Here is a 17,483-nt window from a genome sequence, read left to right as displayed (position 1 = left end):
AACGGTTATTCAATAGAGTCTGATTTTTTTAAGGAGAAAGGTTCTTTAGCGGATTGCTACAAAGTAAGGAAAAACAAGGAAATGGAGGCGCCTCCCGGAGTCGAACCGAGGTCCACGGATTTGCAATCCGCTGCATAGCCACTCTGCCAAGGCGCCATTTTTTGCTTTTTTATATATTGATGGTGCCCCGGGCCGGAATTGATGGTCCGACATTTCGGCCGGTCAGTTCGAGCGCTGAGACTATGAATCTCAATAACAGTTCACTAAAAATATCATATTGATGGTGCCCCGGGCCGGACTTGAACCGGCACAGCGCGAACGCCGAGGGATTTTAAATCCCTTGTGTCTACCAATTCCACCACCAGGGCAACGCAATATTCTTGCGATGCTGTTTACTGAAGAAGTAAGACACCATCATAGAAACGATTTAACTGTTTCTATTTTTCAGCACCTTAAGCGCTGAAGACGAGGTGTACTTTATCGTAATTCTGTTTTCAGTCAACGGTAAATTTGAAATTCCTGTTTGTTCGGTCAGATTCTATCCAAGTCGCACAGAGATAAACCTAAAAGACCAATTAAAAAGAGCTATTTTCAATTTGATGCAGGAAACTCTTCAGTATTTTCTGGCTTTCAGCCAACTCCGCAGCTTTCTTATCCGAAATTCGAATTTGTTCTCGCAACAATAACCTAAGTTCGTCACAAGGTTCAAAAACGGGTTCATCACCTCGGATACAAGGTAAAAATTGCAGAATGGTATTCAAATTCATACCGGCACTGCTTAGAAGTTTGATCCTTTCAATTGTGCGGATTTCTTTCGAGTCAAAGTCACGATACCCAGCATGAGTGCGATGAGGTTTAAGCAATCCATGTTCTTCGTAATAACGCAGCATCCGAATACTTACTCCTGTTTGCTTGGATAATTCACCAATCTTCACATTTCCTCCTTGACCCTCACAGTACTGTGAGGGTTTATGCTAATCGCTCTAAAACATTAGTTCAATTAGGATCTTACATCATGACAAAACACATTATCACTGAACAAACTCTAATGAACGAGCAATCAGTACCAAGTTCTGAAATAACAAGGTTGGCATTTTCTGGCTTTGCACATTTTACGGCACTTCAAGTCCGTAACAGAATGGTTAAAGCACTGGACTTGCATTTGAATCGATTGCATAAGGCTTCAATCGAACTTTTTGGTAAAACAGTACCAGATAGGCTTATACGATCTTACGTTCGAACGGCGATAGAGAATGGACCTGCGGATCAATCACTCACCATCACGGTGTATTCAGTGGAAGGAGAATTTACAACAGACAGTATGGATGCTCTACCTAAGGTGTTCATTCGTACGGGTTCACCTTCAAACGGTCCCAATGGTCCACTCCGATTGGCAACGGTGAGCTATGAAAGACCGCTCGCTGAAATTAAACATGTGGGAGAAATAGCAAAAACGTATTATTTGCACCAAGCGACACGGCGTGGTTTTGATGATGCCATTTTTATAAACAAGTATGGGCATTTGAGTGAAGGGACCATTTGGAATCTCGTTTTTTGGGATGGTGAAACCGTTATTTGGCCACAAGCCGACATGTTAAAAGGGACGATGATGCAGATGATTCAAAGGCAACTCGAACTGCTTAAAATTCCACAACGTAGCGAAACGATAACGCTTGAACGCTTACAGCAGCTCGATGGTGCCGCAGTGATGAACTCTTGGACTTCAGGTATCGCGGTTTCCATGATTGAAACCAAAAGGTTCAGTCAATCAGAAGCACTCATTTCACTTCTACAAAAAGCGTATAACGCTGAGCCCAGTGAAACGTGTTAGCGCCACTTTAGCTTTTGGTGAAGTTGGGTGACTTCCCCAACAACAATCAACGATGGGCTTTCCGCTTGCTTTGCTACGCTAGGGAGTTCTTTTAATGAACATACCCACACTTTTTGATCTCTCGTAGTGCCTTTTTGAATGATAGCGCACGACGTATCTTCTGAAAGCCCATGAGTGATCAGATTGTTCGCGATATTGCCGCTTTGCTTTAAGCCCATATAAAATACCAACGTATTGTTGGATTGGGTGAGTGAATCCCACTGAACTTCCTGACCGTTTTTTTGAATATGCCCCGTAATAAACTGAACGCTCTGAGCGTAGTCTCGATGAGTGAGTGGTATGCCCGCGTAACTGGTTGCGCCTGCAGCGGCAGTAATGCCTGGAACTACTTCAAAAGAAACATTATTTTCTGCCAGTGTTTCTAGCTCTTCTCCACCGCGACCAAAAATGAACGAGTCGCCACCTTTTAAGCGAACCACGCGTTTTCCTTCATTCGCTTTATCCACTAGGATTTGGTTGATTTGATCCTGAGGCACGCAGTGGTAATCCAGCTTTTTGCCTACGTAAATCATTTCTGCATTTTCATTTGCTAACGCTAATATCTCTTTTGATACCAAACGATCATATACAACCACTTCCGCTTGCTGAATAACGCGATACCCCTTCATTGTGAGTAAATCTGGATCGCCGGGACCTGCGCCAACCAACGAAACAAATCCGTTTTCTGCAGAAACACGTTTTTTATCAGACAACTCAGCTGTTTTTTCAGCGATAACCGTTTTTTCAGCAATAGCAATTGGAGAAGAAGACATAGGCAGCTCCATTGGTGACATCAGAAAAAGTAAAAAAGAGAAAAGAAAAAGAGCTCCTCGTAAGGAGCTCAATGATGGTTTATTTAGCGTTGCGAGCTGGAAGTGTTTTTGCGTGAGTCACGTAAAGGCTCATACCTGTGATAAGAAGACCACCGACTAAGTTACCTAAGGTCACTGGAATTTGGTTCCATACTAACCAATCCGCAATAGTGAACTCTGCACCAAGCATCATGCCAAGTGGGAATAGGTACATATTTACTACAGCGTGTTCGAATACTAGGCCAAAGAAAATGAAAATTGGGAACCACATTGCCAGAACTTTACCGCTCACGGATTTAGAAACCATCGCCCCAACAACGCCTAGCGATACCATCCAGTTACACAGAATGCCTTTAACAAAAACGGTGATCCAGCCATCCATGCCATGTTCTGCAAAGCCAAGAGTACGAGAGGTCGATGCTTTGATAAACGCTTGCCCCACTGCTCCTGGGTCCATGCTGAAGTTCATTGTGAAGGTAAGCGCGACAAGGAAAGCAACAGACAAAGCGCCAATTAGGTTACCTAAACCGACAAGCAACCAGTTACGCAGTATGCCAGCTTTAGTTACACCTGGACGTTTCTCGAATAATGCTAACGGTGCCAAAGCAAATACGCCCGTCAACAAATCAAAACCCATTAAGTTTAAGATACAAAAACCGACGGGAAACACTAACGCACCAACAATTGGAATCCCCGTTTGTACAGCAGCGGTAATTGCAACGGCAACGGCAATCGCTAATACAGCGCCAGCCATGATCCCGCGAATAAGCGTATCACGCGTAGACATGAACACTTTGCTTTCGCCAGCATCAATCATAGTTTGAACGAATTCAGCAGGTTTTACGTAAGACATACTCGACCTTATTCCCTAAGAAAGTTAAAAATTAAAATTGAATAGACAAAGGCTCCCCGCACTTCCTCGCTCTCTTACCTAGCTAGAGAACGGGAAACCTTTTTGCTATTAAATTTCTGTAGGCTTGAATCCCGTTTGGATTCTAGAAACGCGACGCAGTTTAAGCGGAAATTTCAACAATGCCACTATTAACTCGCGCTTGATAAGATTTCACGTTAAAACGCTCATCTTCCATACAAACACCTGTCGCAAGGTTGAAGTGTTGCTTCTTGAGAGGGCTTGCTACCCATAATTCCCCTTTATGCTCCCCTATCAAACCACGTGACAACACATTGGATTGAGCGAAAGGGTCGGTATTGCTGATGGCAAATACTGCCTCTTCTTCTGTAGGGCGAAAAACCGCCACTTGCTGCCCGCTCACTAACGCACAAACGCCTGTGCCGGGTACAATGTCGTTGATATCGCAAATTTGTTCAAACATTTGAGCTTTACCTTTCGTCATGATTACCCCTCCAGTTCCACATGCAAGATGTCGCCTTTCGCATCTGGATGTTTTTCAGTGAACGTTGCAGGGCGATGTTGCTCACGCTCTGGGACAAACAATACGTTGTCATCTCGCTTATCGGAGTTAATGAAATGAGAGAAACGCTTAAGTTGGTTTTCGTCATTAATCGTATCCGTCCATTCGCAACGGAATTCCGAAACCAACTTGGCAATGTCTGCTTCTAACTGGTCGTTAAGACCTAGCTTGTCATCGACAATGACTTCTCTTAGGTAATCCACACCACCTTCTAGATTGTCTAACCACACAGAGGTGCGCTGAAGCGGCGCAGACGTTCGAATGTAGAACATCATGAATCGGTCGATGTAACGGATCAGCGTCTCTTCATCTAAGTCCATGGCGAGTAGGTCTGCGTGTCTTGGCTTCATACCGCCATTACCACACACATACATGTTCCAACCGACATCAGTCGCGATGATACCCAAGTCTTTCCCTTGTGCTTCTGCACATTCGCGGGTACACCCTGACACACCAAACTTCATTTTGTGTGGAGTACGAATGCCTTTATAGCGATTTTCGATGCGCGAACCTAAACCAACAGAATCCTGTACACCATAGCGACACCATGTCGAGCCCACACACGTTTTTGCCATGCGGAGTGCTTTCGCATACGCCTGACCTGTTTCAAAACCGGCGTTAATCAGCTTGCGCCAGATCTCTGGAAGATCGTCTTTTTGTGCACCAAATAAACCGATACGCTGTGCACCCGTCACTTTGGTGTATAAGTTGTATTCTTCGCCTACCTGAGCCAGCGCCGCTAATGCTTTTGGTGTGACTTCACCGCCCGCCATTCTAGGAATAACCGAGTAAGTACCGTCCTTTTGGATGTTTCCAAGGAAGTTATCGTTGGTATCGTGCAGTTTGACCAATTGCGGTTTAAGAATGTGTTCGCCCCAGCATGATGCCAAGATAGAACCTACAGCAGGTTTACACACTTCACAGCCGTACCCTTTGCCGTGTTTTTCTAGTAATTCGTCGTACGTTTTAATTTCTTCAATGCGAATCAAGTGGAAGAGTTCTTGCCGTGAATAAGCAAAGTGTTCACAAATATCACTTTTCACTTCAATGCCAGATTTCGCCAGTTCCGCGTTTAGAACGGAAGTAACCAGCGGAATACACCCCCCACACCCTGTTCCAGCGCCCGTAACGGCTTTGATGTCTGCCAGAGTGTGATGCCCTTCTGCAACTGCTGTGGCAATTTTGCCTTTGGTCACATCGAAACAAGAACAGATAACCGCCGTTTCAGGCAATGAGTCCGCGCCTAAAGAAGGTTTTTCTGCCCCTGCATGAGCAGGAAGAATTAATGTATCTGGGTGTTCAGGTAAGTCAATTTCATTCAGTTTCAGCTGAAGTAAATCGCCGTAGTCAGACGTGTCGCCAACGAGCACAGCACCTAGCAGCTTTTTGCCGTCTTCTGAAACGGTAATGCGCTTGTATACTTCGTCTTCTTCGTTTTGGTAAACGTAGCTTTTTGAACCCGGAGTGCGACCGTTGGCATCGCCAATAGAGCCCACTTTCACACCCAGCAGTTTAAGCTTGGCGCTCATATCGGCACCTTCAAACTGGCTTTCGTTACCCAACAAGTGATCGACAGCGACCGTCGCCATTTTGTAACCCGGAGCCACTAAACCGTAGAAAGTCTGATTCCAAGAAGCACATTCGCCTATTGCGTAAATGTTTTGGTCGGTTGTTTGGCAGTGGTCATTAATTTCAATACCACCACGAGGCGCTACGCCTAATCCCATTTGACGGGCAAGTTTGTCTTGCGGTCGGATACCTGCAGAGAACACAATAAAATCGGTTTCTAATTCAGTGTCGTCGGCAAAACGCATTACGTTGCGAGCATCGACGCCTTCTGGTGCAATTTCTTGGGTATTTTTACTGGTATGCACTCGAACGCCCATCCGTTCGATTTTGTTACGCAGTTGCAATCCGCCTTGTAAATCAAGTTGCTCCGCCATTAGAACAGGGGCAAATTCCACAACATGGGTTTCAACGCCTAGAGCTTTTAGTGCGCCTGCCGCTTCTAAGCCAAGTAAACCCCCACCGATGACCACACCACTTTTGCTTTTCTTAGCACAAGCTTCGATTTCTTTTAGATCTTCAATGGTGCGGTAAACAAAGCAATCTTTACTTTCGTTACCTTTAATCGGTGGAACAAACGGAAAAGAACCAGTAGCAAGAACCAACTTGTCGTATTGGATTTCGCGACCGGTACTTGAATACACCATTTGTTTTTCACGGTTAACGTTGATAGCTCGCTCACCGATCAGCATGTTAATGCCGTGTTTTTCGTAGAAGCCTTCTTTAACCAGCGAAAGCTCGTCCGCAGTATGGTGAGAGAAATAAGACGATAAGTGGACTCGGTCGTAAGCGACGCGGGGTTCTTCACAAAACACAGTAATGTCTAATTCAGACACGTCCGTTTTGTCGACTAAATCTTCGATATAGCGATGGCCGACCATGCCATTCCCTATTACGACTAGCTTCAACTTGCTCATAAGACTTCCTGACGGTTTTTATTCTTAACTGAGCTTATTCTTAATTGTGAACGAATATGAAGACATGATGTAAATCAATTACGATTTCAAACTACCCTAAAGTGGTAGATCAAACGGATAAAGATCCATCAATCTAATTGCAATATCACTATCAAACCTTTAACAACAATGTGTTAAGACCAACATTTAACCAATCATCAATATGTAACAATATTTCATTTAATTAACTAATTTACGTATATATCAACTAACAAACTGACTATTAGTGTAATTATGCAAGACTATTTACTAAGGTTTGTTGTTCATTTTTCGAATGCGCAGACCCATTCGAGCCAATTTGAGCGTCTCGGAAAACCTCCAATTGTGATGGTTCAACTCATGTACGCTAAAAGCGCGAAAAACTGAAGAGTCGAGTAACTTAAGTTCCTATACAACCTTTGCGAATACATTAAGTGACAACGTCGCAAATGTGTTGATTTTATCTCTCCCTAATGCCTAAGCAAAATTCTAACAAGCACACAATTTGGGACTTTTTACCCATACAGATGTTGATGATCTTTCAGGTATAAATCTCAGCCATCTTTACTTATACATTTATAAATATAACTTTTTGCATTCACCAACAATAAAAGACCTACCCTATGCAAAAAATAACGAAAATGACCATCGCGGCTTTGGCTAGCCTCGCCGTACCTCAATTCGCTTCCGCAGAAGCTATTCTCCATGCGTTTAACTGGAAATACTCCGATGTAACCGCAAAGGCAGAACAAATTGCACAAGCGGGTTATAAGAAGGTTTTAATCTCTCCGGCTATGAAATCGCGTGGAGATCAGTGGTGGGCTCGCTACCAACCTCTTGATTTTCGAGTAATTGACTCACCTATTGGAAACAAACAAGACCTTCAAGCAATGATTGACGCTCTTAACCGTCATCAGGTGGCGGTTTACGCCGATGTTGTTATGAACCACATGGCGAACGAGTCATTAAAGATCGATGGGCTGAACTATCCCGGTAGTGACGTTTTGCAAGACTATGCATCACGAGCCGCCTACTATCAAAACCAAACCTTGTTTGGCGATATAAGCGATAACCAGTACTCCTCCTCCGACTTTCACCCAGCTGGGTGTATCACCGATTGGAATAACCCAGGTCACGTTCAGTACTGGCGATTGTGTGGTGGGAATGGTGACACAGGCTTACCCGATTTGACACCTAATCACTGGGTTGTGAATCAACAGCGCCAGTACTTACAAGCTTTGAAAAATATGGGGATCAAAGGCTTTAGGGTTGATGCCGTTAAGCACATGAGCCCACTCCACATAAACCAAATATTCACCCCTGAAATTACGGCAGATATGCACATTTTCGGCGAAGTCATAACCGATGGCGGCAGAGGAAATGCGGGTTACGATGGCTTTTTAGCACCCTACCTGAACGATACCAATCACTCGGCATATGATTTCCCCCTATTTGCTTCGATACGCAGAGCGTTTTCGTTTAACGGCAGCATGAACTTGCTGCACGATCCGCTCGCATATGGACAAGCGTTGGAAGGGACACGAGCCATCACCTTTACCGTTACTCACGATATTCCGAACAACGACGGATTTCGCCATCAAATAATGGATCCGAAGGATGAAGAACTCGCGTATGCCTACGTATTAGGAAGAGACGGTGGAACACCACTTATCTACAGTGATGAATTACCTGACCATGAGGACAGAGACAATGGTCGTTGGGCGAACGTGTGGAACGATAACACCATGAAGAACATGCTGCGTTTTCATAACGTAATGCAAGGACAACCAATGACCATGCTGCATAGCGATGCGTGCTCGTTACTGTTTAAACGTGGAAAAGTGGGTGTGGTTGGCATTAATAAATGTGGCGAGTCTCGTAATGTGACTGTCGATACATACCAGCATGAATTTAATTGGTACATGCCCTATACCGATACGTTATCGGGTGCTCAAACGACGGTAGATTCCCGTTACCACACATTTGAGCTGCCTGCTCGCAGTGCGAGAATGTATAAGCTTTAGATCGGGGTAGTAACGTAGATAGGAACAGAAGAACAAATAATGGAGGCGCCTCCCGGAGTCGAACCGAGGTCCACGGATTTGCAATCCGCTGCATAGCCACTCTGCCAAGGCGCCATTTTCTATTTTTTTATGAGGTTTTTTGAATGATGGTGCCCGGGCTGAACTTGATGGTCCGACATTTCGGTCGGTCAGCGCGAGAGTGAGATGTTGAATCTCAATACCATTTTGCTATCAAAATTAAATGATGGTGCCCCGGGCCGGACTTGAACCGGCACAGCGCGAACGCCGAGGGATTTTAAATCCCTTGTGTCTACCAATTCCACCACCAGGGCACGCAAACTTGTTGCGATGCTGCTAACTGAAGAGTTAAGACACCATCAAGACATCGTAATGTTTACCATATCTTTCAATTTGAATGGAGGCGCCTCCCGGAGTCGAACCGAGGTCCACGGATTTGCAATCCGCTGCATAGCCACTCTGCCAAGGCGCCAATTGAATCGCTGAAGCCGTCGGCTCCGTTGCGTTCGATGCACACTTTACGGATTCATCATCAGGAGTCAAACAAAAATTGATGTTTTTCATTCGGTTGCTGATTAATAAAGCAAAGCGATGAGGGTTTGATCTCTATTTGCCCAAAAATCGCAAAGACGCGACCTATTACCACTTCTTAAACATTCGCCCCACTAAATTGGGGTGATAAGACCAGCAATGATCGAACATCGACATCAACTGTGGGTTGCCATATTTAGATAAGCTAATGGCATGGAAGCGATTTGATTTTTCTTTTAACTGATTTACTTTTTCTAAAATGTGCTCTGGTTGCTTAGGAGCGATGAAATCGGAAATAACCACCAGATCCGCATTACGGTATTTATCGGTAGACATCAGATCGATGGATTTTTCGATGACCGGATCAATATCCGTACCACCATGGAACGTGTAAGAAAGAAAATCACTAGCTTCACGCAAGCCATCTTGTCTGGTTAACTCGTAGGTGATTTGCTCAGTAGAGAAGATGATCACATAGCACTCTCTCCCCTCTGCTAGCGCTATTTGCATTAGGGCATACGCCATCGCTTTTGCGCATTGTTCAGGAAATCCGCTCATTGACCCAGAAGCGTCGACACAAATAATAAACGGGCCTTTTTCTATCTCTACCTGAGCGTTGTCTGGTGTTTTTGCTCTGACTTTACGGAGTTTGCGAGATTTACCCTGTGTTTTGTAGTTCAATAGCCGCTTGTCGATCAAATGCTTATAGAAAATCACTTCCAATTCAGGGTAAGCCAGAAACATCGTTTCATTGGGTAATAGCTTATTTAAATCGTCACTTTCGTGGATCCCGACGATATCGTCCGTTGCTTCGTCGCTTTTCTCTTCTACAACTTTCAACTCTTCATTTGGCGCTTTATTCAAATCGGGATCAGACACTTCACTGGCCATTCGACCAAGTTGCTCTGCAATTTCTTGTAGCGTACCGTTTTTCTTCAAAAATTCAGCGTGGTGCTTCATGGTTGAAATGTCGGACTTCGACAGTTTGGCAGACGCCATATCCCATAGCTTGCCGATTTGCCCTTCATCACCGGATTCAGACACTTTATCCATATTTTTCATGGTTTCTATGCGCTGATATAGGTCAGTCAGTAGCTTTTCTTTATCAGCTTCCAGCTCGGTTACTTGCGCCTGCTGCAGCGCTTCACTTAAGCTTTTGTACCACTGATCGCAAAAGTAATGAGGGAACATAGGGTTATTCACCCCTTTATTCTTTTCGAGTAGGCGCCTAGCGGGCAAATAAAACGCCGAGTGCCACTCTAGGCGTTTTAACACATCGTTAATCTTTAGGAAGAACTCATCCTCCGTCCAATGAATGACTTCTTGATAGAGGGCAAGTTCATTGCGAAAGTGCTCTGTTTCACACACCTTCGTCATTTTCTTTTTAACTTTACCTCGCCATTTCAATAGGTGGTTTTTCATGGAGGTTTTTACACCTCGGTTATTATCGACCACCATCATTACCTGAGATCGAGCCATCAGATCGTTGACCGCAGTATCGATTAAACCGGATTCTGCGATCATCAATGCGAGGTTTAAGCTATCTGCTCCTAACATGATTCACCCCTCACCTACTCGAAATACTCATTCAGGTGTTTAATCCGAAATGCACTTTTCTCACACTGTGCTTTCGTTGATTCTAAACGCTGACTAATAGATTGGATGCTGGCTTCCATTTGAGTAGGTAATTCAGGGTCGATAAAACTGTGCGGTAACGCGCCGTGGAAATCAGATTTAACTTGAAGCAGGTGATGTTCGGCGTGTGTAAGTTGCTCCAAGGCGTGGCTGGCTTTCGCGCTCCACTCTTCGAATACGCTGTTATCTAGCCCGTCTTTCGTCACTAAAGTCACCAGTACCGAACGATTGGCAATGTCTTTAACTACGAGTTGCTCATCGGCATCTAAACCAAACTTAAGCCGTCCGAGGTTGGTATTTTGGTTTACGTAACCATAGGCATCACCGCCCCCTTCTTTGATGACACGCTCTAACTCTGTCATAGAAAGGTAAACCCAACGCGTGTTCCCTTTTTCTCCCTCCCAAACAGACATGTTACTTTGCAGGAGAGCCAATTTGACGAGCCCAGAGTCGCGACCGACTTGGTAACGCTTGGCATTGCTCGTATCAAAATGGTGGATTTCTTTTTTCAACAACTTGCCGGTGCTGTCCATTGAAAGGTGCATCGCATACTGGCTTTCAAGCTCTTCTTGAATGTCGTCCAGCTCTTCTTTGCACGTTTCAATCTGCTGGCTAATAACGCCTTGATCAAACGCAGAATGAATGGCGAACTCACGAACAACCTCTTCAACGATATCTCGTGAATCTGGGCTGTTCCACAAACAATCTTGAAGTAATAAAAGATCCAGTGGGTTAATGGTGTCGCGCCCATTGAAGTACGCGCTGGCTTTCAATAATTTAACCGCTTTTTTCCAACGCCTGTCCGACACATACATGTCGGTTTCAGAAATATCGACCGCTTCATCGACACGCTGTTCAAGCATCGACTTCAATTGGTAGAGTTTTTCAAAGCACGATTCGGATAATGAGAGCTTATCAAGCTCTTCTAGCCACAAATGATATTCATCGTTAGTAATGGCAAGACCTTCTGGCACCTGCGCTTCTTGCGCTGTCCCTACGGTTAACATGGAACGGAAGTTTTGTTTGTCTTGAATTCGGTTAACGAACACGCGAACCAACATCCGGTCGTAGAGCGCCTCTAATCCACTGTCTTCATCTGGCAATTCGTTCGAAGCAGAAACCAGTAGCCTCATCGGCACTTTTTCGATTTCGTTACCATTCTTGAAGGTTTTTTCGTTCACTACCGTTAGCAAAGTATTCAATATCGCCGGTCCTGCCTTCCAAATTTCATCTAAGAAAACGACTTGCGCCGTAGGCAAATAACCTTTGGTTAAGCGAACGTATTTTCCGTTATCTTTCAATTCCTGAATGCTAAGGGGGCCGAACACCTCTTCAGGTGTGGAAAAACGTGTCATCAGGTATTCAAAGTAGGAACTGTTATCAAACGCTTGAATAAGGCGTTTGGCGATAAGGCTTTTTGCGATTCCAGGAGGACCGAGTAGGAAAACACTTTCGCCAGACAGTGCAGCGAGTAAACAGAGCTTAATGGTGTGTTCTCTTTCGTAAACCCCATCGGAAAGTGCATGAACCAGTTTATTGATTCGTTCTGAAAGTAGTGCCTTTTGAGCATGGCTGGGATGATTTGAACCTAACATTTAGGCACCTCGGTATTAGGCAACATGGTTATAAACATATTAGCATTTTTATACATTTGTTATTACTTTGTTACAAGTAATATCTTGTTTTATTAGACTCTTATAGCAGATCTACTGAAAAACCATGGGAAGGAAATCTTTGATTACGTAAATGAGGTTTTAATCAAGAATAGTTATAGGTACGTCAAATGTTGTACTTTTTCACTATTGGAGCTTTACAAAACAAGGAACAGGCAGGCAGTATCAATAAAAAAGCGATGGAAAAGCTATGTCCCGCACGATCCACAGTTGGAAAAATATAGAGCTTTGCGAAGAGGATGTTCAACTTCCAAATGGAAACGACATTACTCACACCACCATAGTGCACCCCGGTGCTGCCGTTATACTGCCCATTTTTTCGGACAACCGAATCTTACTGATTAGGCAATATCGTCCTTCTTTAAAAAAATGGTTGCTTGAGGTTCCCGCTGGTACTAAGGAACTCAACGAATCCCCTAAAACCTGTGCCCGAAGAGAGCTTGAAGAAGAAACGGGTTACAGCGCATCTGAATGGCATTCTTTAGGACAAGTGACGCCTCTCGCTGGTTTCTGTGATGAAATCCAGCACTTATTCGTTGCGAAACAACTTGAACAGACCAACCGTCTGACCTGCGATGAAGATGAAATTATTGAGCTTCTCCCTTTTTCCATGAGTGAAATCGAAGCCGCTATTCGACAAGGTGAACTCACCGATGCCAAAACCATCGCCTGCATTTACAAAGCCAAACTGTGTGGATATTTGAAGGATTAAAGACAATGGATTTTCGTTCTGACACCGTAACATTACCTACTCCAAATATGAAAAAAGCCATGTCGGAAGCCTTACTGGGCGACGATGTTTATGGGGATGACCCAACAGTCAATGAATTGGAGCAATGGGCAGCGCAAAGACACGGTTTTGAAGCTGCAATATTTACGAGTTCCGGTACACAAGCCAACCTACTTGCTTTAATGAGTCATTGCGGCCGTGGAGACGAATACATTTGCGGTCAGCAAGCGCATAACTATAAATACGAAGGCGGAGGCGCTGCCGTATTAGGGTCCATCCAACCTCAGCCTATCGAAAATCAACCTGACGGCACCATTTGCCTTAAAAAAGCAGCAGCAGTAATCAAGCCGGATGATTTTCACTTTGCTCAAACGAAACTGATGAGCTTAGAAAACACCATTAACGGAAAAGTACTGCCACTAAGCTATTTAGAAGAGGCTCGCGCTTTTACACGGCAACATGGCTTACAACTCCATCTCGATGGCGCGCGAGTTTACAATGCTGCTGTTGCATTGAATGTGGACATTAAAGAGATAGCCAAACATTTCGATTCAATGACCATTTGTTTATCTAAAGGTTTGTCTGCCCCTATTGGTTCTCTTCTTCTCGGCGACAAAGAGTTGATCAACAGAGCACGTCGTATCCGCAAAATGCTTGGCGGTGCAATGCGACAAGTGGGTATGCTTGCAGCTGCCGGGAAGCTTGCCATGACAGAGCAAGTAAAACAGCTCAAGTTGGATCATAAGCATGCGAAACAGTTGGCATTAAATTTAGCCGATATCCCAGGGTTTCATGTAAAGCCAGAATTGGTACAAACCAATATCGTGTTTGCAAAGCTGGATGAGCAGGTGGATATTGTTGGTATTGCGGAAAAACTTAAAGCACATGGTATTACAATAAGCCCCGGTAACCCTGTTCGATTTGTGACTCACAAAGATGTGTCTTCGCAAGATATTGAAATACTGACAAAACACATTTCTGATTTGGTCGCAGCACCGCAAGTTTAAGTAATTTGGCGTTTCGATTGCCGTTTTTGCTACCATTTCTTTTTGGCGAAAAACGAAAAAAGGGAAGAGGTTACTCTTCCCTTTTTATATTCAAGCTACTTTATTCAAGCTACCTTTCAGCATGAACCTCATCTTCTAGGGTCGGTTAGCCTATTAATGGCAACGAGTCACATGTTCATGCAGTTCGCATAGTAAGTCGTGGTTGCTGGCCAGTCTGAGAACACGCCCAGTACACCCACCTCTTTCGCCAATACATCCAGTAAAACCATGGTGTCGCCATCATTGTTGGTCGCGTCTTTAATGGATTGGTAGTACCAACCGCCACCATTTCCTAATGGTCCTGAGCGTTCAAGTGTCCAAGTAATGATGTCCAAACCCGCTTTCTTAGCCAATTTGGTATATTCAGACGGAACAATTTTGCCAGACGCATCTAATGTCACTAACGCGTACATTGGCGGGGCAATAATTTTCACGCCCGAATCCACCAGATCTTTCATTCCCTGCAGTGTTGGTTTGAAATTTTCGTCGTTGTAGACACGATCATCCAAATACACCGCCTGCTTACCAAACTCTGAGTTGTTCTGAATCCAGTATTTCACATCTTCAAGATTAAATGATTGAGCAAACACATCGCTTGCGGGTACGTTCGCAGAGCGATACTCACTCACCAACTTCTCTGCGTACATTTCCTGAGTAAAGCCATTGAACGGCATTTCAACCGCAGGTGCTTTTAGTTCAGGCGTCATTTTTACCCCATGCTTTTTAAACAGCGCGATACTTTCTGCATGTGTCAGCAATGTGCCCTTACTGGAATACAAATCCGTTCTCCAGCCGGCTGTACCATTCATGTACTCTTCTACAGTTGGCGCCATAGCGTTCGTGCCATCCATTTTGCCTTTTAGACGCTTGAATTCCGATAACGTGAAGTCTGAAGTACGGCATTCCGCTTTCGCTTTTTCACCCGTTGTTGGGTTAGCAGGTTGGAATGGTACGGTGCATTTTGCCGCGAGATCTGAGTGCGCTAATACATCGGTAGTGGTGTGCAAATCGCTTTGCGAATGACGACATACCAGCTCTTTATCTTTGGTGAAGGTAACATCGCATTCAAGTATGCCTGCGCCCATTTGAATCGCGGCAAGATAAGATTCTTTGGTGTGTTCTGGAAACTGCATTGGTGCTCCGCGGTGACCAATGGAGAAATCACTGCGATAAAAAGAACCGGAACTGCAGTTCTGTAACTTACGTTTAAGTGATCCGTTGTCCATGTCCTCTATTAAATAGAAAGGGCGAGGTCCAAGTTGTACTGTTTCGTGTGCAATGGCATTAACCGACGAACCAAGCAATACCACTGCTGTAATCGCCTTAAGTAAACTCTTCATTTAGTGACTCCTGTCAGCTATTTTTTGTTTTGAAGAAGACACGGTAATTACCTGAAATGACAAACGAGTGAATAACTTATGGCACTTTTATGTAGGTGATAAAATCCTCAGTATAGAACTCTCACTATAGAAGCTACCTCGCAAGACTCCTTAGGTTCCATTTCTATAAATACTTTCTACATTCCCATCGTTGCTGTGCCCTGCTCAGACAGTAATTTGGCGCGTCAGGACAAAATATCAGCGGAAGTAAAACGTACTATTACCCTATCAACACTGAATCAAATGGGTTCACCCACTTAGTGATTGAATGCTTATATGGATGTAAATACATATACCCAAGTAACCTCAAACTTAGGGTGCAGAGCCTCATATTCTGATTCGGTTCTAGAAGAAGAACGTTGTGGAAATGGTCCGTCGTTTCCAACTTCTTTAACGAGTGGTGGAGCAGAAGTTGAGATCCAAAGGGCGAGGTTACTTGGTTATATAAAATGACAAGGAGGTCATATGTTTAAAACAAATTCCCTGAATTCCTCAACTTTGAAGGCTTCACTCTTTATTGTATCTGTGCTGAGTTCAGGCATTGCCAACGCTGCAGGTTATCAAATTGCATTCGATTCGGTCAGCGGTCTAGGCAGAGCCTATGCAGGTGAAGCTACCATTGGGGACAATGCGACCGCCATGGGGAGAAACCCAGCTACAATGGCACTATTCGAACAAGCTCAGTTTTCGGGCTCATTGATCTATTTCGATGCGGCTATCGACGTTGTTGGATCGAGTAGTGCGCAATCTTCTAGTGATATTGTTCCTTCGCAAGTGATTCCCGCTAGTTACTACGTTCAGCCACTCAATGATAAGTGGGCGTTCGGTATTGGTTTGTATTCCAATTATGGTTTAGGTACCGACTTAAAAGACACGTTTCAATCGGGAGATATTGCTGGCGATACATCAGTAAAGACCGTCAACATCAACCCTGCTCTATCATATCGAATCAACGACATGCTCAGTGTCGGTGCTGGGATAAGTTACATCTACGCTATGGGTAAAGCGACTCGCCATTTAGGAGGCGGTGCATCTTCTTTTGGTAAGCAAAGCACAGACAAGCTTCTTAGTTGGGAGGGTGATGGCGGCGCGTTTGGGTGGAATATTGGTGCTCTTGTTGAGTTAGACGAAAGTACACGCTTTGGTCTGTCTTATCGTGCGAGTTCTACCCCGAAGTTAAAAGGCGACTTTACTGACCATACACCGGGCGTTGTCGCGATTCCTGGCGGTGGAACCGTATCCAGCAGCGCTGCCGTACCGCTACCAGCAACTCTGGAGTTTTCTGGCTACCACGATTTAAACGATACTTTCGCTATTCATTACAGCGCGCTATGGACAAACTGGAGCGAATATACTGAATTCAAAGCATCTGGAAGCGGTTGTACCGTTAATTCCGGAACGTGCTTCAGAAAACAAGAAAACTATAACGATAGCTGGCGCTGGGCGTTAGGAACCACCTATCGATTAGATCCATCCGTACGTCTTCGTGCTGGACTTGCGCTTGATAAAAAAGCTGGAGACACAACGTTAAGCATCCCAGATCAAGATGCTATTTGGTACACCGCAGGCATGGAGTACCAACACTCGGCAGATTGGTCTTTTGATTTTGGGCTTGCTTACATGGATCGCTCTACTGAAAAGTTCACTGAGAGCAGCTTATTTGCCAGTAATCATAATTATGAAATGAAAGGGCATCTGGTCATTGTCGGCATGCAAGCCAATTATAAGTTTTAATACGAAAAGCTGTGTTTGCTTGATTCGCCTTATACCCATGTGACCTCAAGATACTTTCTTCTTTAGGTCTGCTTATTTTCACGGTGTCATCTAATTT

General features: G+C 44.4%; 13 protein-coding genes and 5 tRNA genes. 5 read left to right on the top strand and 13 right to left on the bottom strand.

Features of this window, described 5'->3' with window-relative positions:
- Positions 1-82 precede the first annotated feature (82 nt).
- The 3 genes from LDO37_RS22465 to LDO37_RS22455 form a co-directional block, all read right to left on the bottom strand.
- Positions 83-156, bottom strand: a tRNA-Cys gene (locus tag LDO37_RS22465).
- A gap of 125 nt (positions 157-281) precedes the next feature.
- A tRNA-Leu gene (locus tag LDO37_RS22460) sits at positions 282-368 on the bottom strand.
- A 207-nt stretch (positions 369-575) separates the two neighbouring features.
- Positions 576-935, bottom strand: a complete 360-nt coding sequence (locus LDO37_RS22455) for a MerR family transcriptional regulator (RefSeq protein WP_126609593.1) — start codon at positions 933-935, stop codon at positions 576-578.
- 80 nt (positions 936-1,015) lie between these two features.
- Between LDO37_RS22455 and LDO37_RS22450 the strand changes: the two genes are divergently transcribed.
- Positions 1,016-1,831, top strand: coding sequence for an aminotransferase class IV family protein (locus LDO37_RS22450; RefSeq protein WP_126609592.1), 816 nt, complete (start codon positions 1,016-1,018; stop codon positions 1,829-1,831).
- On the opposite strand, the gene cobA is transcribed toward LDO37_RS22450, so the two are convergent.
- From cobA to nirB, 4 genes are all read right to left on the bottom strand, one after another.
- Complete coding sequence (cobA, locus tag LDO37_RS22445) at positions 1,828-2,643, bottom strand: uroporphyrinogen-III C-methyltransferase (RefSeq protein ID WP_126609591.1); 816 nt, start codon at positions 2,641-2,643, stop codon at positions 1,828-1,830. The genes LDO37_RS22450 and cobA overlap by 4 nt on opposite strands.
- Positions 2,644-2,722: 79 nt before the next feature.
- Positions 2,723-3,535, bottom strand: coding sequence for a formate/nitrite transporter family protein (locus LDO37_RS22440; protein ID WP_126609590.1), 813 nt, complete (start codon positions 3,533-3,535; stop codon positions 2,723-2,725).
- A 160-nt stretch (positions 3,536-3,695) separates the two neighbouring features.
- A complete protein-coding gene (gene nirD / locus LDO37_RS22435; protein ID WP_224055891.1) occupies positions 3,696-4,037 on the bottom strand; it encodes a nitrite reductase small subunit NirD in 342 nt (113 codons plus the stop codon).
- 2 nt (positions 4,038-4,039) lie between these two features.
- Positions 4,040-6,598: a nitrite reductase large subunit NirB gene (gene nirB / locus LDO37_RS22430; RefSeq protein WP_126609589.1), complete on the bottom strand. Its 2,559-nt coding sequence runs from the start codon at positions 6,596-6,598 to the stop codon at positions 4,040-4,042.
- A gap of 641 nt (positions 6,599-7,239) precedes the next feature.
- On the opposite strand from nirB, the gene LDO37_RS22425 reads away from it, so the two are divergent.
- Positions 7,240-8,640, top strand: coding sequence for an alpha-amylase family protein (locus tag LDO37_RS22425; RefSeq protein WP_224056083.1), 1,401 nt, complete (start codon positions 7,240-7,242; stop codon positions 8,638-8,640).
- 40 nt (positions 8,641-8,680) lie between these two features.
- Here the strand turns inward: LDO37_RS22425 and LDO37_RS22420 are convergent.
- From LDO37_RS22420 to LDO37_RS22400, 5 genes are all read right to left on the bottom strand, one after another.
- Positions 8,681-8,754, bottom strand: a tRNA-Cys gene (locus tag LDO37_RS22420).
- Positions 8,755-8,885: 131 nt separating this feature from the next.
- Positions 8,886-8,972: transfer RNA gene (locus LDO37_RS22415), tRNA-Leu, on the bottom strand.
- 84 nt (positions 8,973-9,056) lie between these two features.
- Positions 9,057-9,130: transfer RNA gene (locus tag LDO37_RS22410), tRNA-Cys, on the bottom strand.
- Positions 9,131-9,297: 167 nt separating this feature from the next.
- Positions 9,298-10,746, bottom strand: coding sequence for an ATPase RavA stimulator ViaA (gene viaA / locus LDO37_RS22405; RefSeq protein WP_126607308.1), 1,449 nt, complete (start codon positions 10,744-10,746; stop codon positions 9,298-9,300).
- 14 nt (positions 10,747-10,760) lie between these two features.
- Positions 10,761-12,419: an ATPase RavA domain-containing protein gene (locus tag LDO37_RS22400; RefSeq protein ID WP_126607307.1), complete on the bottom strand. Its 1,659-nt coding sequence runs from the start codon at positions 12,417-12,419 to the stop codon at positions 10,761-10,763.
- Between the two features lie 268 nt (positions 12,420-12,687).
- Between LDO37_RS22400 and LDO37_RS22395 the strand changes: the two genes are divergently transcribed.
- Both LDO37_RS22395 and ltaE read left to right on the top strand, forming a co-directional pair.
- Positions 12,688-13,209, top strand: a complete 522-nt coding sequence (locus tag LDO37_RS22395; protein ID WP_126607306.1) for an NUDIX hydrolase — start codon at positions 12,688-12,690, stop codon at positions 13,207-13,209.
- A gap of 5 nt (positions 13,210-13,214) precedes the next feature.
- Complete coding sequence (ltaE, locus tag LDO37_RS22390) at positions 13,215-14,234, top strand: low-specificity L-threonine aldolase (protein WP_126607305.1); 1,020 nt, start codon at positions 13,215-13,217, stop codon at positions 14,232-14,234.
- A 167-nt stretch (positions 14,235-14,401) separates the two neighbouring features.
- Here the strand turns inward: ltaE and LDO37_RS22385 are convergent, their stop codons facing one another.
- A complete protein-coding gene (locus LDO37_RS22385; protein WP_126607304.1) occupies positions 14,402-15,613 on the bottom strand; it encodes a glycerophosphodiester phosphodiesterase family protein in 1,212 nt (403 codons plus the stop codon).
- Positions 15,614-16,117: 504 nt separating this feature from the next.
- On the opposite strand from LDO37_RS22385, the gene LDO37_RS22380 reads away from it, so the two are divergent.
- Positions 16,118-17,386 carry an outer membrane protein transport protein gene (locus LDO37_RS22380; RefSeq protein ID WP_126607303.1) on the top strand — a complete coding sequence of 423 codons (1,269 nt, stop codon included), beginning with the start codon at positions 16,118-16,120 and terminating at the stop codon, positions 17,384-17,386.
- Positions 17,387-17,483: the final 97 nt, after the last annotated feature.

The organism is Vibrio penaeicida (assembly GCF_019977755.1).
In the GTDB taxonomy this organism is placed as follows: Bacteria; Pseudomonadota; Gammaproteobacteria; order Enterobacterales; family Vibrionaceae; genus Vibrio; species Vibrio penaeicida.
The sequence above is the reverse complement of the archived record's forward strand: the minus strand, read 5'-3'. Positions and strand labels throughout refer to the sequence as shown.

Excerpts from the sequence above, each read along its gene's own strand:
- LDO37_RS22450 (WP_126609592.1), top strand. The coding sequence starts at position 1,016 with ATGACAAAACACATTATCACTGAACAAACTCTAATGAACGAGCAATCA.
- cobA (WP_126609591.1), bottom strand. The coding sequence starts at position 2,643 with ATGTCTTCTTCTCCAATTGCTATTGCTGAAAAAACGGTTATCGCTGAA.
- LDO37_RS22440 (WP_126609590.1), bottom strand. The coding sequence starts at position 3,535 with ATGTCTTACGTAAAACCTGCTGAATTCGTTCAAACTATGATTGATGCT.
- nirD (WP_224055891.1), bottom strand. The coding sequence starts at position 4,037 with ATGACGAAAGGTAAAGCTCAAATGTTTGAACAAATTTGCGATATCAAC.
- nirB (WP_126609589.1), bottom strand. The coding sequence starts at position 6,598 with ATGAGCAAGTTGAAGCTAGTCGTAATAGGGAATGGCATGGTCGGCCAT.
- LDO37_RS22425 (WP_224056083.1), top strand. The coding sequence starts at position 7,240 with ATGCAAAAAATAACGAAAATGACCATCGCGGCTTTGGCTAGCCTCGCC.
- viaA (WP_126607308.1), bottom strand. The coding sequence starts at position 10,746 with ATGTTAGGAGCAGATAGCTTAAACCTCGCATTGATGATCGCAGAATCC.
- LDO37_RS22400 (WP_126607307.1), bottom strand. The coding sequence starts at position 12,419 with ATGTTAGGTTCAAATCATCCCAGCCATGCTCAAAAGGCACTACTTTCA.
- LDO37_RS22395 (WP_126607306.1), top strand. The coding sequence starts at position 12,688 with ATGTCCCGCACGATCCACAGTTGGAAAAATATAGAGCTTTGCGAAGAG.
- ltaE (WP_126607305.1), top strand. The coding sequence starts at position 13,215 with ATGGATTTTCGTTCTGACACCGTAACATTACCTACTCCAAATATGAAA.
- LDO37_RS22385 (WP_126607304.1), bottom strand. The coding sequence starts at position 15,613 with ATGAAGAGTTTACTTAAGGCGATTACAGCAGTGGTATTGCTTGGTTCG.
- LDO37_RS22380 (WP_126607303.1), top strand. The coding sequence starts at position 16,118 with ATGTTTAAAACAAATTCCCTGAATTCCTCAACTTTGAAGGCTTCACTC.